The organism is Duganella phyllosphaerae, from assembly GCF_001758785.1.
Lineage (GTDB): Bacteria > Pseudomonadota > Gammaproteobacteria > Burkholderiales > Burkholderiaceae_D > Rugamonas > Rugamonas phyllosphaerae.
In genome coordinates this window covers 1-16,180 of the sequence record NZ_LROM01000073.1, presented here as the reverse complement: position 1 = coordinate 16,180, position 16,180 = coordinate 1, and the positions used below count along the sequence as shown (strand labels likewise).

Sequence of the window (16,180 nt, the reverse complement as noted above, 5' to 3'; positions counted from 1 at the left end):
GGCGGTGGCCGCTGCCGCTTCCTCGACCAGCGCGGCGTTCTGCTGCGTGACCTGGTCCATGTGGGCGATGGCCGAATTGACCTGGTCCACGCCGATGCTCTGCTCGTGCGAGGCCACCGAGATTTCGCGCATGATGGCGGTCACCTGCTGTACCGATGTGACCACCTGCTTCATGGTGGCGCCGGCGCGGTCCACCTGCACCATGCCGGCGCTGACCTTGCCGACCGAGACGTCGATCAGGTTCTTGATGTCTTTGGCGGCGGTGGCGCTGCGCTGGGCCAGGTTGCGCACTTCGCTGGCAACCACCGCAAAACCGCGGCCCTGTTCACCGGCGCGGGCCGCTTCCACGGCGGCGTTCAGCGCCAGGATATTGGTCTGGAAGGCGATGCCTTCGATCAGGCCGATGATGTCGACGATCTTGCGCGACGAGGTGTTGATTTCATCCATGGTGGCAATCACGTCGGCGACGATCTCGCCGCCCTGCACGGCCACGTGCGAGGCGCTCACGGCCAGCTCGTTGGCCTGCGCCGAGTTGTCGGCATTCTGCTTGACGGTGGCCGAGAATTGTTCGACCGACGATGCGGTCTCTTCCAGGCTGGCCGCCTGCGCCTCGGTGCGGCCCGACAGGTCGGCGTTGCCGGCGGCGATCTGGCGCGTGGCCACGGCCATGGTCTCCACGTTGACGCGCACGTCGCGGATGGTGGCGATCAGGTTGCTGTTCATCTGCTGCAGCGCGCGCAGCAACTGGCCTACTTCGTCGGTGGCATGGGTTTCGAACGACGCGGTGAGGTCGCCGGCGGCGATCGAGCGCGCGCCGTCGAGCGCCTGCCGCAGCGGCAGCAGCACCGAGGCCCGTAAGGTGTACCACAGGAAGACGTTGATCAAGAGGCCCAGGAAGGTGGCGCCGAAGATGGCGTAGCGGTGGCCCTCGTCGCCCATCAGCGCGGCCACGCACACGCCCAGTTGCAGTACATTGACCACGCTGGTGGCGAGCCAGATGCGCATGCCCAGCGAGACGTGGGACAGGCGCGCCAGCAGGTGCAACAGGCCGGGACGGATCAACTGGCCGTTCTTGATGCGGATGCCGTGGCCGTCGCCGGTGCGGATGGCCTGGTAGGCTTCCTCGGCTTCGGCCACCTGGTGACGCTCGGCTTTGACGCGCACCGACATGTAGCCGATGGTCTTGCCATGTTCGCGAATCGGCGTGATGTTGGCGCGCACCCAGTAGTGGTCGCCGTTCTTGCAGCGGTTCTTGACGATGCCGGTCCAGGGCGTGCCGCCCTTGATCGAGGCCCACAGGTCGGCGAACGCCTCGGCCGGCATGTCGGGATGGCGCAGGATATTCTGCGGCGCGCCGATCAACTCGTCCTCGGTGTAGCCGCTGATTTCGGTGAAATACGGGTTCACGTAGACGATATTGCCATGCAGATCGGTCTTGGACACGATGGCCTGGTCGTCCAGGACGTCCACTTCGCGGTTGCTGACGGGTTGGTTGTTGCGCATCACACTCTCCGGCTGTTGTTGCTTTATCGCAATAGATGCAGCCAGTGTACGGAGTCCGTCAGCCAATTTTATTGATGTAGATCAAAATTTGCCGAGGAAGGGTTGTCGATGTTGTATCAAGGGGCGAGGGGCCGCAACGGGCCTACCGCATAGCCTTGCGCGTAGTCCACGCCCAGGTCGCGCACCACGTCCAGGGTGGCGTCATCTTCCACGTATTCGGCCACGGTGCGCAGGCCCATCACGTGGCCCACCTCGTTGATCGCCTTGACCATGGCGCGGTTGATGGAATTGGTGGCAATGTCACGGATGAACACGCCGTCGATCTTGAGGAAATCGACCGGCAGCGCTTTCAGGTACGCGAACGACGACAGCCCGCTGCCGAAGTCGTCGAGCGAAAAGCGGCAGCCGAGCGCCTTGAGCCTGGCCATGAATTCCTGCGCCTTGATCAGGTTGGCGATCACGGCCGTTTCGGTAATCTCGAAGCAGATGTGCTGCGGCGCCACGTTAAATTCACGGAACTGCTCGACGATGTAGTCGTGCAAGCTCTCGTCGGCCAGCGAGGTGCCGGACAGGTTGATCGAGTATTCGACCGGTGCAGAAGCGCTTTCACCGGCATGGCGGCACACGGCGCGGATCACCCAGCGGTCGATGGCGTTCATCATGTCGTAGCGCTCGGCGGCGGGTATAAAGGCGCCGGGCAGGATCAGGTCGCCCTTGGCCGGCTGGATGCGGATCAGTACCTCGAGGTGGTCGGAACCGTGTTCGCCCAGGCCCACGATCGGTTGCGTGTACAGGCGAAAATACTGCTGCTCGAATGCCTCGTTCAGGCGCGACACCCACTGCATCTCACCGAGCCGGCGCGCCAGCCGCTGGTCCGACTCGCGGTACACGTGCACGCGGTTGCGACCGCGCTCCTTGGCCAGGTAGCAGGCCTGGTCGGCCGCCATCAGCAATTCCGTCATCGACTTGTTGTGGCGCGTGACCTCGACCATGCCGATCGATACGCCGAGCTCGAAGGTGCGGTCCTGCCAGACGAAGCGGAAATTGCGGATCGACTGCCGCAGACCCTCGGCGATCAGGCGCGCCTGGTCGATGGCGCAGCGCGGCAGCAGTACGCCGAGCTCGTCGCCACCGAGACGCGCCAGCACGTCGGAGTCGCGCATCTGCGTTTGCAGCATGCGCGCCAGCAGTTGCAGCAGCAGGTCGCCGGCGGCGTGTCCGCAGGTGTCGTTGACGATCTTGAACTGGTCGAGGTCCATGTACAGCATGGCGTGCACATGGCCTTCCTCCTTGGCGCTGTGCAGCGCCTCGGCGATGCGCGCCTCGAACTCGCGGCGGTTGATCAGGCCGGTGAGGGTGTCGTGGCTGGCGTTCCACGACAGCTGGCGCGTGAGCTTGCGCTCGTGGCTGACGTCGCGGAACACCACCACCACGCCCAGCAGCGCGCCGTTGTCGGCCCAGATTGGTGACGCCGATTCCTCGACCGCGATGCGGCGCCCTGCGCGCGTGACCAGCTGGTTATCGGATGCCGGCGCCACCGTTTGGCGCAAGCGCAGGCAGCGCAGCGCCACGTGTTCGGCGATGGGTTCGCCGGCCTCGCTGGTCAGGTGCAGGGTGATGGCGATGTCCTGCCCGCGCGCCTCGTCGTTGGCCCAGCCGGTCAGCTGTTCGGCGGTGCGGTTCAGGTATTCGGTCTTGCCGTGGGGGTCGATGGTGATCACGCCTTCGCCGATGGCGCGCAAGGTCACTGTTGCCATCTCGCGGTCGCGCGCGCTGGCCTGTTCAGCCAGTTTGCGGTCGGTGATGTCCCAGACCACGCCCAGGGTGCCAACGGGCGCGCCGTGGGCGTCGCAATGCATGTGGGCCTTGGCGGCCAGCCAGTGCAGGCTGCCGTCGTCCCAGACCACGCGGTATTCCACTTCGTAACCGGTGCCGGCATCCACGGCTTCCTGCATGATGGTGGCCAGGGCATCACGGTCATCGGGATGGACGTAGCTGAGGAAGTCGACGAATGGCTGCGTCAGCCGGCCTGGAGGCAAACCGAGCAGGCACTGGCCACTGCATTGCCAGCTGACCGTGCTGTTATAGACGGTGCCGTCGTGTATCGCCGTATCCCAGATCGTCATGCGCGCTGCGTCCAGCGCCATCCGTAAATGCCGAACATCCATGTGCCACTCCCGAACCGATGGTGTGGGTCTTGGAGTGGCTACTGGTCAGAAAGTTCCGGCAGAATTCGGATTTTTTGAACGTGTCAGGCGGGCTTTTTGGTCGAGTGCCACAGCTTGCCCACCACGGTCACCACCACCAGTGCCAGCGCACCGGCCACCAGTCCGGTCACGGCGCCGATCACGGACTCCGTGATGAAGGACAGCACCGGGCCGACTGCGGGCACGTCGGCCATCACTTCCTGCGCGTGGTGCACCACGTCGTGGCTGCCGGGTATGCCGTGCACCAGGATGCCGCCGCCGACCATGAACATGGCGGCCGTGCCGACCACCGACAGGAATTTCATCAGCACCGGCGCGGCAGCCAGCAGAAAGCGGCCAAATCCGCGCGCGACGGCGTTGCCCAGCTTGCTCAGGTACAGGCCGGCGTCATCCATCTTGACGATGCCGGCCACCAGGCCGTACACGCCCACCGTCATCACCAGCGCGATCATGATCACCACCAGTGCCTGTTCCATGAACGGCTTGCCTTCCACGCTGCCGAGCGCGATCACGATGATCTCGGCCGACAGGATGAAGTCGGTGCGCACGGCACCCTTGATCTTTTCCTTTTCCAGCGCCACCAGGTCGGCCTCGGGATCGGCCACGGCCGCCACCAGTTCCTGCTTGCGCTGGGCTTTTTCGTCCTTGTGCAGCACGCTGTGGGCGATTTTTTCGAAGCCCTCGAAGCACAGGTACAGGCCGCCGATCATGAGCAGCGGCGTGATCGCCTGCGGCAAAAAGGCGCTGATCGCCAGCGCCGCCGGCACCAGGATCGCCTTATTCTTGAGCGAACCGAGCGCCACCGCCCACACCACGGGAAGTTCACGGGCCGCGCGCACGCCGGACACCTGCTGCGCATTGAGCGCCAGGTCGTCGCCGAGCACGCCGGCGGTCTTCTTGGCCGCGACCTTGGTCATCACGGTGACGTCGTCGAGAATGGTGGCGATATCGTCGAGCAGGGCCAACAGGCTGGTACCGGCCATTAGCGGCTCCCTCGGGTGGTGAAAGTGGTCATGGGTAGTCCTTATTATAGAAGCAGCAAGTTTAACCCAAGCCAAGCCGGCGACGATATGGCGACACCGCTACAATGTGCGTTACCGCGCAGCATTTTGCTGGCGCCGGATCAACAAGGGATCGGACCACATCATGAGCTTTGCCGTCTGGCTGGGATTTTTCGTTGCCGCCTGCATTATTGCCGTCTCGCCCGGCTCGGGCGCCGTGTTGTCGATGTCGCACGGGCTGTCGTATGGGCTGCGGCGCGCCAGCACCACCATCCTGGGCCTGCAAACCGGCCTGCTGCTGATTTTCTTCATCGCCGGCGCCGGCGTCGGCTCGCTGCTGATGGCGTCCGAAGTAGCGTTCAACGTGGTCAAGACCGTCGGCGCCCTGTACCTGATCTACCTGGGCCTGTCGCAGTGGCGCGCCAAGGTGGCCATCGGCGCGCAGCAGGCGCAGCTCGAAGTGGTGGTGCCGTCGCCGCGCAAGCGCTTCCTGACCGGCTTTCTGACCAATGCCACCAATCCCAAGGGCATCATCTTCATGGTGGCGGTGCTGCCCCAGTTCATCACGCAAGGCGCGCCCTTGCTGCCGCAATTGCTGATCCTGGCCGCTACCATGTGCGCGATCGACCTGGTGGTGATGCATGGCTACGCCTTCCTGGCTTCGTCGATGCAGCGGTTCTTCCGCGACCCGCGCGCCGTCAGGCAGCAGAACCGCGTGTTTGGCGGATTGCTGATGGGCGTGGGCGCGGCGCTGTTCTTTGTGAAGCGCGGCGCTGCAGCAACTTGAAATTATTTGTAACAGGTGTCGGCCAACCGGCGGTTGCCGCGTTATATCCACCATACTAACGGAGACGCCATGAACCTCATCCCCACCGTCGTGCTGGCCGTGCTGGCCGGCTGGAGCAGCCTGGCCCAGGCCCAAACCGACCTGCCGGCGGCGGTGGGACGCATTTCGGCGGTGCAGGGCCAGGTCACCCTGAGCGGCGAGGAGGAACCGGTGGCCGCCAGCCTCAACTGGCCAGTCACCGCCAACAGCCACCTGGTGACCGCCAGCGGCGCCCGTACCGAGTTTCGTCTCGGCTCCACGGCGGTGCGGCTCGACGCCGACTCGGATCTCGAAATCACCGAGCTCGACGACGACCTGCTGCGCCTGCGCCTCAATTACGGCAGTGTCAGCATCCGGGTGCGCAATGCCGACTTGCTGCGCGACTTCGAACTGACCACGCCGCAGGCGCGCATCACCATGATCGAGCCGGGCCTGCTGCGGGTGGACGTGGAGCGCCTGCCCGACACCAGCCAGATCAGCATGCTGGCCGGCACTGCGCGCGTCGATGGCGCCGGTTCCTCGGTGACGGTCAGCCCGGGCCGCCAGGTGGATGTCACCGCCGCCGATGTGCGCACGACCGTGGCGCGGCGCGATGGCTTCGACGTCTGGACCGACGAGCGCGACCGCCAGGCCGAGGCCGTGGTCTCCACTCAATACGTTTCCACCGGCATGACCGGCTACGAAGAACTGGACCGCCACGGCAGCTGGACCGAGAACGTCGAGTACGGTCCCTTGTGGGCGCCGCGCAATGTCGCCGCCGACTGGGCGCCGTACCGCGACGGCCGCTGGACCTGGCTGGCGCCGTGGGGCTGGACCTGGGTCGATAACGCGCCCTGGGGCTATGCGCCGTCGCACTACGGCCGCTGGGTGACGGTGCGCCAGCGCTGGTACTGGGCGCCGGGCCGTCCGTCCGGCCGCCCGGTGTGGGCGCCGGCGCTGGTGGGCTGGGTGGGCGGCGTCAACCATCCGAACCAGGGACCGGGCCTGGGCTGGTACCCGCTCACGCCGCGCGACCGCTTCGTGCCGGGCTACCGGGTGTCGTCCGGCTACGAGCAGCGCCTGAGCTGGAGCTACAAGGGCAAGCCGTTTACGCCGCGTGGCGGTCACGACGATGGCCGCGATGGCCGCAACGGCGGCTGGGACAGCCATCGCAACGGCATGACCGTGCTGCCGCGCGCGCAGTTCGAGGGACGCAATATTATCCGTGTCAATCGCGGCGACCATTTTGTGCCGCGGCCACAGCAGGCCAACCTGGTGACGCCGGCCACGCCGCCGCGTCCCGCCGGCCCGGGCCGCATCGAAACCAGCCGCAACTGGCAGGACCGCGACGGCAACGGCCGCCCGGACCGCTTCGACAACAACCCGCGCAATGGCAACAACCCGCGTGGCGACGGGCCGCGCAACGACAACAATCCGCGCAATGACTGGGTGCGTAACGATAACGACCCGCGTAACGGCTGGGTGCGCAACGATAACAATGCGCGCAATGACAACCCACGCTACGATAACAATCCGCGCAATGACGGGCCGCGCAACGATCACCGCCTGGGGCGCGTGATTGCCACCAATCCGGCGCTGGGGCAGCAGCCACAGCAACAGCAGCAGCCACAGCAGCCGCCGCAGCAACAGCAAGGCTGGCAGCCCGGCAAGGGCCAGCCGCAACGGATCAGTACCCTGCCGCCGAACCAGATCGGCACGCCCGATGCGCCGGCGCAAACCATCAACCCGCGCGACGTGGGCATTGAAATCCATACCCGCCCCAATGGCAGCGGCCGTCCCGGCAATGGCGCCCTGATGCCGGCGCCGGTGTTGCAAATCGGCAATACCCGCGACCGCTTCCAGCGCGACGACAATGATCGTCGTCAGCGCGACGACAACGAACGCCGCCAGCGCGATGACAATGACCGGCGCCAGCGCGATGACAATGACCGGCGCCAGCGCGATGACGATCAGCGGCGCCAGCGTTGGCAGGACGGCCGCTCGCAGCAGCAACCGCAGGCGCAACAGCAGCAGCCTCAACAACAGCCGCAGCCGGATCGCCCACGCTTTCAGCCACAGCAGGAGCGACCGCAGCAGCAAGATCGACCACAGCAGCAAGAACGTCCGCGTTGGAATACCGAGCGTCAGCAGCCGCAAGAGCGGCCGCAGCCCCAGGCGCAGCCTGCCCAGCCGCCACGCCAAGCCGTGGCGCCCCCTGCGCCACCGCAGGCGCAGCCGCAACAACGGTCCGAGCAAAGACAGCCGCGCGAACACCGTGAACGCCCGGGCCAGGATCAACGGTAGTTGGCGCTTAATCCGCATAACGGCGTTTCAATCCGCTCACAGTGCATTTCGTCGCACGACTGTGGCCTTCGGCCGCAGGACTCATTACATTCGTGTCATTGCAGCTTGCGATGACAACGAACTCCGTTGCCAGGTTCGCAGTGCGCACCGTCTCATCCCTTTGCCCCAACTATTTTCAGTATTCCCGGGAAAATAGTTTTTGCCAGCCTACAAGGCTGGCTTTTTTTTGGGCGCGGCGGCCCCACATGGGTCACTGGCCTCGCAGCCGGCAACTTTGGCTACAATGCAGGCTGGCGGCGTCACGTCGATGTCCGCCGGTTTTTCTTAATAGATTGGAATGATTATGCAAGCGATCCCACCGACCGAGTCCCTCATCGAGTACCCGAGCGATTTTCCGATCAAGGTGATGGGGCCGACTCATATCGACTTCGCGCCGACCATCGTGCTGGTGGTGCAAAAGCACGACCCGGATTTTCACGAAGGCAAAATGGAAGTGCGTCCTTCGTCCAAGGGCAACTTCACCGGCCTGACCGTGACCGTGCGCGCCACCAGCCGCGAACAGCTTGATGCGCTCTATTCCGAGCTGTCGGCGCACCCGATGGTCAAGATCGTCATGTAAGCAGCAGGCGCTGGAAGGCGGCGACCTCGTCGTGCAACCAGCGCCGCAACGCCGCCACCTGCGGCCGCTCGGCCACGCCCGGCGGCGACACCAGGTAATAAGCCTCCGCACAGGCCTGTGCCGCACCGGGCCGGCGGGCCAGCCGGCCGGCGGCAAGCTCCGGCGCCGCCACCACGTGGTGCATCAGCGCTTCGCCTTCGCCCGCCAGCACCGCGCGCAGCAACTCTCCTCCCTGCAACGCTTCCGACACCGACGCTAAAGCGTTGTCGGCACAGTGTGCGCTCACTACGCGATAGCGTACCTCGTCCATCAGGCGTTCCACCACCATGCCCGGATGCCGGCCCAGGTCGAACACGATGGCGGCATCCACCCCGGCGCGCGCCAGGTCCGCCACGGGCGTCCTGGTGTGCAATACCAGGTCGATCTCGGGATGCAGTTCGATGAAGCCGCCCAGCCGCGACGTCAGCCAGCGCGCGGCAAACCAGGCTGGCGCAGCCAGGGTCAACGGGGCGACGGCGCCAGCGGCAGGGCGCAGGGCGTCGGCAGCGGCGCCGATGGCGTCAAAGGTCTTGCCCAGGACCTGGGCGAACTGCAGCGCCTCGTGAGTTATTTTCACTTGTCTTCCATGGCGCACGAACAGTGGCCGGCCCAGGTCTTCCTCCAGCGCCCGTACCTGGTGGCTGATCGCCCCGTGCGTCAGACGCAACTCGTCCGCCGCGCGCGAGAAATTCTCGTGGCGGGCCGCCGCCTCGAAGGCGCGCAGGGCGGAAAAATTCGGCAAGCGGCGGCTGGCGCTCATCTGGGTCTGTGGATAACTTTGTGAATAAAACTGGCAAGAAAAGCGGAATATACCGCACCTACAGGCGATACGGCAATGTTTACCATGTGAATAAAACTAACCAACGATCGGAATTGGCCAGGTGCCGGCCCGGCCGTGGCCGGATGCCGCCGCGCCGGCTGATTTATAATGGCGGCATGACGTCCCCCACCACTCCCGAGATCCGCCACCTCGGCGTTGCCGATTACGACACCACGTTTGCCGCCATGCGCGCGTTTACCGACGCCCGCACGCCCGATACGCGCGACCAGTTGTGGATCGTCGAACACGCACCGGTGTTCACCCTGGGCCTGGCTGCCGACCGTGGCCACCTGCTGGCCGGCGCCGCCGCCATCCCCGTGGTGCAGACCGACCGTGGCGGCGAAGTGACCTACCACGGACCCGGCCAGGTGGTGATCTACCTGCTGATGGACCTGCGCCGCAACAAGCCGGGCGGCAAGCTGTATGCGCGCCAGTTCGTGCATAAAATCGAGCAGGCGATCATCAATGTGTTAGGGGCGTATAATCTCGTCGGTGAGCGTATTGACGGCGCGCCCGGCATTTACATGGCGGACGGGCCCAGGCGCGGCGCCAAGATTGCCGCGCTGGGCTTGAAAGTGCGCGGCAACGGCTGCACGTACCACGGGCTGTCACTGAACGTGGCGATGGACCTGGCGCCGTTTTCCTGGATCAATCCATGCGGCTATGCCGGCCTCGAAACCGTCGACATGCGCACCGTCGGCGCCCAGGCGCAACTGGCCGACGTGCAGCAGCAACTGGCCGAGGAACTGGTACGGGTGCTGTCTATCGAAGTCGAAGCGCCCGTTCTGCAACCAACCGTACAACCTGAATAACCAATCCAGCCCGCGAGGGCATGCAGCCAAATGACCACTGAGACCACCTCCAGCACTCCCGCTTACAACCCGAGCGAAAAGCAAAAAGGCGCCAGCAAGACGTCGCGCATCCCGATCAAGATCGTGCCGGTCGAGCAGGTGGAACGGCTGAAAAAGCCGGAGTGGATCCGCGTCAAGGGCGCCTCGGCATCGAGCCGCTTCTACGAGATCAAGGACATCCTGCGCGAGAACAAGCTGGTCACCGTCTGCGAAGAAGCGAGCTGCCCCAACATCGGCGAATGCTTCGGCAAGGGCACGGCCACCTTCATGATCATGGGCGACAAGTGCACCCGCCGCTGCCCGTTCTGCGACGTGGGCCACGGCCGTCCCGATCCGCTCGACGTCAACGAGCCGATGAACCTGGCCAACACCATCGCCAAGCTGCGCCTGAACTACGTGGTGATCACTTCGGTCGACCGCGACGACTTGCGCGACGGCGGCGCCGGCCACTTCGTCGAGTGCATCACCAAGACCAAGGATTTGTCGCCACTGACGCAAATCGAAGTGCTGGTGCCGGACTTCCGCGGCCGTCTCGACAAGGCGCTGGCGATTTTCGCCGACGGCCTGCCCGACGTGATGAACCACAACATGGAAACCGTGCCGCGCCTGTACAAGGAAGCGCGTCCCGGCGCCGACTACATGCACTCGCTCAAGCTGCTCAAGGACTTCAAGGCCCTGTACCCGAACGTCAAGACCAAGTCCGGCCTGATGGTGGGCCTGGGCGAGACCGACGAAGAAATCCTGCAAGTGATGCGCGACATGCGCGAGCACGACATCGACATGCTGACCATCGGCCAGTACCTGGCGCCGTCGAACAGCCACCTGCCGGTACGCCGCTACGTGCACCCGGACGTGTTCAAGATGTTCGAACAGGAAGCCTACAAAATGGGCTTCGGCCACGCCGCCGTGGGCGCCATGGTGCGCAGCTCGTACCACGCGGATGAGCAGGCGCATAACGTGCTGGCGGCAGTCAACGCCTGATTGTGAAGGTAGTGGGCTTTCATGACCGTCCGCATCGAACCCTCATGGAAAGCCCACCTGCAAGACCAGTTCGAGCAACCGTACTGGCAAGCCCTCACCGAGTTCGTGAAGGACGAGTACGCCGCCGGTCCTTGCTGCCCGGCTGGCAAGGATATTTTTCGGGCCTTCGACCTGACGCCGTTCGATGACGTCAAAGTGGTGATCCTGGGGCAGGATCCGTATCACACGCCAGGCGCCGCCATGGGTTTCTGCTTTTCGGTCCCCGACGGTAATCGCCCCCAGCCCAGCCTGCAAAACATCTTCCACGAACTGCGCGACGATGTCGGCGTCGAACGGCGTCACACCGACCTGACCGACTGGGCCGAGCAGGGCGTGTTTCTGCTCAATAGCGTGCTGACCGTGCGCGCACGCCAGGCCGGCTCGCATGCCAACAAGGGCTGGGAAACCTTTACCGACAGCGCCATAGCCCGGCTGTCCGAGCAGCGCGACGGGCTGGTGTTCATCCTGTGGGGCAGTTACGCGATCGCCAAGCGCGCCCTGATCGATACCGGCAAGCACCTGGTGCTTACTTCGCCGCACCCGTCGCCATTCTCGGCCCGCAAGGGCTTCTTCGGCAGCAAGCCATTCTCGCGCACCAACGATTACCTCGCTGCCCACGGCAAGGAGCTGATCCGCTGGGCATGACCGCACGCACACGGAAGTGGATGCAACGCCACAACTGGCAAGTCGAAAGTATTGTTTCCCAGCAAACAAATGCCAGATTGCCACGCATAAGCTGATAAATTGTCGGGGGGACATTCCCTTTTGCCCTGCTGAGGAACCGACATGCAACTACTTTCCCGTGTGGCCACCGTGATGACCGGCTTGCTGCTGGCGTCCTCGCTGGTGGTGGCGCAAACGCCTTATACCGACGACACCGTGTACCAGGGGCTCGGCGGCAAGCAAGGCATCAAGAAGATCGTCGAGACCTTTATTCCGCTGGTACTGGCCGATCCGCGCATCAAGGACAACTTCGCCGACTTCGACATGGAGCAGCTGAACGTGCGGCTGCAGGAGCAGATTTGCGAGTTCGCCGGCGGACCGTGCAAGTACACCGGCAAATACCGCGACAAAACCATGGACGGCGTGGGCACCGTGCGCGACATGACCACCGTGCACCAGGACCTGAAGATTACCAACGCCATGTTCAACGCGCTGACCGAAGACCTGCAAATCGCCATGGAACGCCACAACGTCCCCAATAGCGTCGCCAACAAGCTGGTGGCCAAGCTGGCGCCCATGCAGCGCGCCATTGTCACCAAGTAAGCAGCCGCCAGGAGCATCGTCATGACATTTTCAATCTCCCGGACAGCGCTTGCCCTGTCCATCCTGGGATTGGCCGCCGGCAGCGCCGCCGCCCAATCCCAGGCGGCGCCCGACATGGGCAGGCTGCTGGCCACTGGCGGCGTGATCCAGGTGGAAGGCGCCGGCGGCGGCGGCATCGTGCCGTGGGCGCTGATTACCGGCTACGGCACCCGCGACAGCTGGGGCGCCAACGCCCACTACACCTATATCAGCACCCAGGACTACAGGCTCGACACCTACGGCGTGGCGATCGGCCTGGCCGACCGCGTGGAATTGTCGGTGGCCAGCCAGTCGTTCAAGGGCAGCCTGGTGCCGCTCGACAACCTCAACCTCAAGCAGGACATCCTCGGCATCAAGGTCAAGCTGGCGGGCGATGCCGTGTACGAGCAGGACAGCTGGCTGCCGCAGATTGCCGTGGGCGCGATGTTCAAGGACAACAAGGGCGTGAAGGGGCTCGGTGCGTTGGGCGTCACCAGTGTCATCCAGCTGGGCGCGAAAGACGACAGCGGCTACGATAACTACGTGGCGGCCACCAAGCTGCTGCTCGAACAAAGCCTGCTGCTCAACCTCACCTTGCGCGCTACCAAGGCCAACCAGATGGGCCTGCTGGGATTCGGCGGCGACCAGGGCGACAGCCGCAAGCTCATGCCAGAAGTATCGGCCGCCTACCTGGTCAACCGCCACCTGGCAGTGGGCGCGGAGTACCGGCGCAAGCCGCACAACCTCGGCGTCGATCCCGAGAAGGCTTATTACGATGTGTTCGTGGCGTGGTTCCCGACCAAGAATGTGTCGGTGACGGCGGCGTATGCCAACCTGGGCAAGATTACGGTGTTCAATCCGCAGACCCAGCGCGGCCTGTACCTGTCGGTGCAGACCGGATTTTAGCTTTTAAGTGACGTTGCCAGTAACTTGTGCAGCGCCGGGAAATCGGGCTGCCCCACGTACTTTTTGAGGATCTTGCCATCCTTGGCGATGACAAAGGTGGTGGGGGTCATGGCCACGTCGCCGTAGGCCTTGGCGGCCGAGCCGTCGGTGTCGAGCGCCACCTTGAAGGGCAGCTTGCGCGTATCGGCGTAGTTGACCACGTAGTTGGGCGGGTCGTAGCTCATGGCCACGGCCACGAATTCCAGGCCGTCGTCCTTGAACTTGTTATAGGTCTCCACCATTTGCGGCATTTCGGCCACGCAGGTGGTGCACGAGGTAGCCCAGAAGTTGACCATTACCACCTTGCCGCGCAAGTCGGCAGGCGCGATCTTCTCGCCCTTGATGGTGACGAACGTGACCTCGGGCGCCACCGGGCGCTTGCTGAGCGTGACGTACGCCACCGCGCCGATCACGGCCAGCGCCACGGCGGCGATCACCGGCTTGACCCAGGCGCGCGAGGATTCCGGCGAGGCGACAGTGGAGGTGGTCGTGCTCATGGCATTACTGCGCCGAACCGCTAGGCTTGGGCTGGTACGATTTCCACTCGTCGTCGGTGATGTATTCGAACACCTTGACGACCTTGCTCACGCCCGAGACGCCACGGGCGACGTCGGCGCCGATTTGACCTTCGCGCTGGGTCACGCGACCCATCAGGTACACCACGCCGCGCTCGGTCACCACCTGGTACGAGTTGGCCGAGATATCCTTGGCGTCCACCAGGCTGGCCTTGACCTTGCCGGTGATGATGGTGTCGTTCGAGCGCGAGGTGTAGCTGGCAGGGCCAGATACTTCCAGCTCGTTGATGACCGACAGCACGCCTTCGACAGCTGCCATTTCGCGTTCGGCGGTGGCCTTGGCGGCATCGTCCGGCACTTCGCCCGACAGCAGCACGCGGCGGTTGAAGCTGTTGATGTTGACGTGGGCGTCGCTGCCAAGCACATTGCGCAGCTTGTTCGCACCTTTGAGCTGGATCGACGTATCCTCGGTTTGCGCACCGAAGGTGCGGCGGTCGGAGGCGGCCAGGGTGCCGGTGATGGCGCCGCCGGCAACCAGCGCCACGCAACCTGACAGGGTCGCGGCGGTAGCCAGGCACAGCACGCTCATGGCAAGCGGGCGCTTCATGTTGGTCCAGATGGTGCGGGAATTACTCATTCACATCTCCTCCGAATAGGGCGACGTCGATGCCGTCGCAAATACTGTGGATGCAGACCAGGTGTACTTCCTGGATGCGGGCGGTACGGTCGGCGGGGACGCAGATATGGACGTCGGCGTCGGTCAGCATCTTGCCGATCTCGCCGCCGCCCTTGCCGGTCATGGCGACCACGCGCATTTCGCGCTCGAGCGCCGCTTCGATCGCAGCCACCACGTTGCCCGAGTTGCCGGACGTGGAAAACGCCAGCAAGATGTCGCCGGCCTGGCCGAACGCCTGTACCTGCTTGGAAAAGATTTCGCGGTAGCTGTAGTCGTTGGCCACGGCCGTCAGGATCGACGTGTCGGTGGTGAGCGAAATGGCCGGCAGCGGGAAGCGTTCGCGTTCGAAGCGCCCCACCAGTTCTGCAGCGAAATGCTGGGCGTCGGCAGCCGAGCCGCCGTTGCCGCACACCAAAATCTTATTGCCATTAGACAATGCCGCAAACATCATCTCGATGGCTTGGGCGATATGGGGCGCCAGCACAGTGGCCGATTGGATCTTCAGTTCGGCACTTTCGTGGAAGTGCGCCAGGATGCGTTGATTTGTCATAGTGTGCTGATTATAGTGCAGTCATCGAGAACCCCGGACAAGTGCTGTTAAAAATGCTTACAACTCGTTTCATAGGGTAATGATATTGCGCAGCCATTCGAGCTGATCGCCGTCAAGCGCCACCAGGTCGAAGCGGCAGGGCGGGGGCGCGCGGTGGCGCAGCAGGTAGCACTGGGCCGCGTGGACCAGCCGCCGCTGCTTGGCGTGGGTGACGCTGGCAGCTGCGCCGCCGAAGCCGCTGGCTGCGCGGCGCCGCACTTCCACGAACACCAGGTGGGCGCCGTGGCGCATGACCAGGTCGATCTCGCCGGCCTTGCAGCGAAAATTGCGCTCGACCAGCACCAGGCCCTGTGCCAGCAGGTAGGCCAGCGCCCGGTCCTCGCCCTGCTGGCCCAGTTGCTGTTGCGCGGTGCGCCGTCCGCTCGGCGCGCGGGACGGCGCCATGGGATGGTTACTGTTGCACGGCCTGCGGCACGCCGTTCTTGAACACGGCCGGCTGCTCCACCCGCTCGAAGCGGGCCGCACCCTGGCCGAAGTCCACCGTCAGGCGCCCGGTCACGCCATCGAGCTGGAAGCGGCCAGCCGGCTGGCGGCTCACTTCGCGCGCCACGCGGTAGGCGTCGATGCCCAGCGCGTACAGCCGTTCCATGTCAGCCGTGCCGGCCTGTACCGGGTGCGGGTACACCATCACCGCCGGATGGTCGCGCTGCACCTGCCATGGCAGGTCGAGCAGGCGCACGCCATCGAGTTCATTGGTCGGCGAATTCATGCCGCCACCGGCGTTCAGCGCCGAGGTGCCGTACAGCGGCAGGGCGGCAAAGCCGGTGGGCGCGGCTGGCGCCGCCGGTGCTGCCGGCAAGCCGTCGGCGGTGCTGATCGCCGGCTCGTCCGCTTCATGTACCAGGCCGCTGTTGAGCGCTCCGCGCAGCTGGCGGGTCTGGTCGGCGCCCATGGCCGAGAACAGCAGGCCCGGCGGGTCCTGCTGCAGGCGTGCGCGCAGTTGCACCAGGTCCGGGTCGCTCAGGTAATTATTCGGTGCGC

At 64.7% G+C, this 16,180-nt stretch carries 17 protein-coding genes; 8 read left to right on the top strand and 9 right to left on the bottom strand.

Annotated elements, in window-relative coordinates; all coding sequences use genetic code 11:
• From DUPY_RS09805 to DUPY_RS09795, 3 genes are all read right to left on the bottom strand, one after another.
• On the bottom strand, positions 1 to 1,503 hold a 1,503-nt coding region (locus tag DUPY_RS09805), incomplete at its 3' end, for a methyl-accepting chemotaxis protein (protein ID WP_070247651.1).
• A 116-nt stretch (positions 1,504 to 1,619) separates the two neighbouring features.
• On the bottom strand, positions 1,620 to 3,671 hold the full coding sequence (locus tag DUPY_RS09800) for an EAL domain-containing protein (protein ID WP_070247650.1): 2,052 nt from the start codon (positions 3,669 to 3,671) through the stop codon (positions 1,620 to 1,622).
• Between the two features lie 83 nt (positions 3,672 to 3,754).
• Positions 3,755 to 4,693 carry a DUF808 domain-containing protein gene (locus tag DUPY_RS09795; RefSeq protein WP_070247649.1) on the bottom strand — a complete coding sequence of 313 codons (939 nt, stop codon included), beginning with the start codon at positions 4,691 to 4,693 and terminating at the stop codon, positions 3,755 to 3,757.
• 163 nt (positions 4,694 to 4,856) lie between these two features.
• On the opposite strand from DUPY_RS09795, the gene DUPY_RS09790 reads away from it, so the two are divergent.
• From DUPY_RS09790 to DUPY_RS09780, 3 genes are all read left to right on the top strand, one after another.
• Positions 4,857 to 5,498 carry a LysE family transporter gene (locus tag DUPY_RS09790; protein WP_070247653.1) on the top strand — a complete coding sequence of 214 codons (642 nt, stop codon included), beginning with the start codon at positions 4,857 to 4,859 and terminating at the stop codon, positions 5,496 to 5,498.
• A gap of 69 nt (positions 5,499 to 5,567) precedes the next feature.
• Entirely contained in the window at positions 5,568 to 7,820 is a 2,253-nt protein-coding gene (locus DUPY_RS09785; RefSeq protein ID WP_070247648.1) for a DUF6600 domain-containing protein, read from the top strand.
• Between the two features lie 343 nt (positions 7,821 to 8,163).
• Positions 8,164 to 8,439, top strand: coding sequence for a DUF493 family protein (locus DUPY_RS09780; RefSeq protein ID WP_070247647.1), 276 nt, complete (start codon positions 8,164 to 8,166; stop codon positions 8,437 to 8,439).
• Here DUPY_RS09780 and DUPY_RS09775 read toward each other — a convergent pair.
• Positions 8,432 to 9,238 (bottom strand): LysR family transcriptional regulator, encoded by an 807-nt coding sequence (locus DUPY_RS09775; protein ID WP_070247646.1) that lies wholly within the window; start codon positions 9,236 to 9,238, stop codon positions 8,432 to 8,434. The genes DUPY_RS09780 and DUPY_RS09775 overlap by 8 nt on opposite strands.
• A gap of 176 nt (positions 9,239 to 9,414) precedes the next feature.
• Here DUPY_RS09775 and lipB point away from each other — a divergent pair, with 176 nt between their 5' ends.
• The 5 genes from lipB to DUPY_RS09750 all read left to right on the top strand — a co-directional run bounded on the left by lipB (position 9,415) and on the right by DUPY_RS09750 (position 13,359).
• Positions 9,415 to 10,110, top strand: a complete 696-nt coding sequence (lipB, locus tag DUPY_RS09770; protein WP_070247652.1) for a lipoyl(octanoyl) transferase LipB — start codon at positions 9,415 to 9,417, stop codon at positions 10,108 to 10,110.
• A 30-nt stretch (positions 10,111 to 10,140) separates the two neighbouring features.
• Complete coding sequence (gene lipA / locus DUPY_RS09765) at positions 10,141 to 11,130, top strand: lipoyl synthase (RefSeq protein WP_070247645.1); 990 nt, start codon at positions 10,141 to 10,143, stop codon at positions 11,128 to 11,130.
• 21 nt (positions 11,131 to 11,151) lie between these two features.
• Positions 11,152 to 11,814 carry a uracil-DNA glycosylase gene (locus tag DUPY_RS09760; RefSeq protein WP_070247644.1) on the top strand — a complete coding sequence of 221 codons (663 nt, stop codon included), beginning with the start codon at positions 11,152 to 11,154 and terminating at the stop codon, positions 11,812 to 11,814.
• A 141-nt stretch (positions 11,815 to 11,955) separates the two neighbouring features.
• Positions 11,956 to 12,435, top strand: a complete 480-nt coding sequence (locus tag DUPY_RS09755; protein ID WP_070247643.1) for a group I truncated hemoglobin — start codon at positions 11,956 to 11,958, stop codon at positions 12,433 to 12,435.
• Between the two features lie 21 nt (positions 12,436 to 12,456).
• Positions 12,457 to 13,359, top strand: coding sequence for a DUF3034 family protein (locus tag DUPY_RS09750; RefSeq protein ID WP_070247642.1), 903 nt, complete (start codon positions 12,457 to 12,459; stop codon positions 13,357 to 13,359).
• Here DUPY_RS09750 and DUPY_RS09745 read toward each other — a convergent pair.
• From DUPY_RS09745 to DUPY_RS09725, 5 genes are all read right to left on the bottom strand, one after another.
• Complete coding sequence (locus tag DUPY_RS09745; RefSeq protein ID WP_070247641.1) at positions 13,356 to 13,895, bottom strand: peroxiredoxin family protein; 540 nt, start codon at positions 13,893 to 13,895, stop codon at positions 13,356 to 13,358. The genes DUPY_RS09750 and DUPY_RS09745 overlap by 4 nt on opposite strands.
• Positions 13,896 to 13,899: 4 nt before the next feature.
• Positions 13,900 to 14,550, bottom strand: a complete 651-nt coding sequence (locus DUPY_RS09740; protein WP_070247640.1) for a BON domain-containing protein — start codon at positions 14,548 to 14,550, stop codon at positions 13,900 to 13,902.
• Positions 14,543 to 15,139 carry a phosphoheptose isomerase gene (locus DUPY_RS09735; RefSeq protein WP_070247639.1) on the bottom strand — a complete coding sequence of 199 codons (597 nt, stop codon included), beginning with the start codon at positions 15,137 to 15,139 and terminating at the stop codon, positions 14,543 to 14,545. The genes DUPY_RS09740 and DUPY_RS09735 overlap by 8 nt, the downstream gene beginning before the upstream one ends.
• A gap of 69 nt (positions 15,140 to 15,208) precedes the next feature.
• The gene (locus DUPY_RS09730; RefSeq protein ID WP_070247638.1) at positions 15,209 to 15,583 is read right to left on the bottom strand and encodes a YraN family protein; all 375 of its coding nucleotides are present in this window, start codon (positions 15,581 to 15,583) and stop codon (positions 15,209 to 15,211) included.
• A gap of 7 nt (positions 15,584 to 15,590) precedes the next feature.
• The coding region (locus DUPY_RS09725; RefSeq protein WP_208600023.1) for a penicillin-binding protein activator at positions 15,591 to 16,180 on the bottom strand (590 nt) is incomplete at its 5' end.

Excerpts from the sequence above, each read along its gene's own strand:
- DUPY_RS09795 (WP_070247649.1), bottom strand. The coding sequence starts at position 4,693 with ATGGCCGGTACCAGCCTGTTGGCCCTGCTCGACGATATCGCCACCATT.
- DUPY_RS09775 (WP_070247646.1), bottom strand. The coding sequence starts at position 9,238 with ATGAGCGCCAGCCGCCGCTTGCCGAATTTTTCCGCCCTGCGCGCCTTC.
- DUPY_RS09760 (WP_070247644.1), top strand. The coding sequence starts at position 11,152 with ATGACCGTCCGCATCGAACCCTCATGGAAAGCCCACCTGCAAGACCAG.
- DUPY_RS09800 (WP_070247650.1), bottom strand. The coding sequence starts at position 3,671 with ATGGATGTTCGGCATTTACGGATGGCGCTGGACGCAGCGCGCATGACG.
- lipA (WP_070247645.1), top strand. The coding sequence starts at position 10,141 with ATGACCACTGAGACCACCTCCAGCACTCCCGCTTACAACCCGAGCGAA.
- DUPY_RS09750 (WP_070247642.1), top strand. The coding sequence starts at position 12,457 with ATGACATTTTCAATCTCCCGGACAGCGCTTGCCCTGTCCATCCTGGGA.
- DUPY_RS09755 (WP_070247643.1), top strand. The coding sequence starts at position 11,956 with ATGCAACTACTTTCCCGTGTGGCCACCGTGATGACCGGCTTGCTGCTG.
- lipB (WP_070247652.1), top strand. The coding sequence starts at position 9,415 with ATGACGTCCCCCACCACTCCCGAGATCCGCCACCTCGGCGTTGCCGAT.
- DUPY_RS09730 (WP_070247638.1), bottom strand. The coding sequence starts at position 15,583 with ATGGCGCCGTCCCGCGCGCCGAGCGGACGGCGCACCGCGCAACAGCAA.
- DUPY_RS09735 (WP_070247639.1), bottom strand. The coding sequence starts at position 15,139 with ATGACAAATCAACGCATCCTGGCGCACTTCCACGAAAGTGCCGAACTG.
- DUPY_RS09780 (WP_070247647.1), top strand. The coding sequence starts at position 8,164 with ATGCAAGCGATCCCACCGACCGAGTCCCTCATCGAGTACCCGAGCGAT.
- DUPY_RS09790 (WP_070247653.1), top strand. The coding sequence starts at position 4,857 with ATGAGCTTTGCCGTCTGGCTGGGATTTTTCGTTGCCGCCTGCATTATT.
- DUPY_RS09745 (WP_070247641.1), bottom strand. The coding sequence starts at position 13,895 with ATGAGCACGACCACCTCCACTGTCGCCTCGCCGGAATCCTCGCGCGCC.
- DUPY_RS09740 (WP_070247640.1), bottom strand. The coding sequence starts at position 14,550 with ATGAGTAATTCCCGCACCATCTGGACCAACATGAAGCGCCCGCTTGCC.
- DUPY_RS09785 (WP_070247648.1), top strand. The coding sequence starts at position 5,568 with ATGAACCTCATCCCCACCGTCGTGCTGGCCGTGCTGGCCGGCTGGAGC.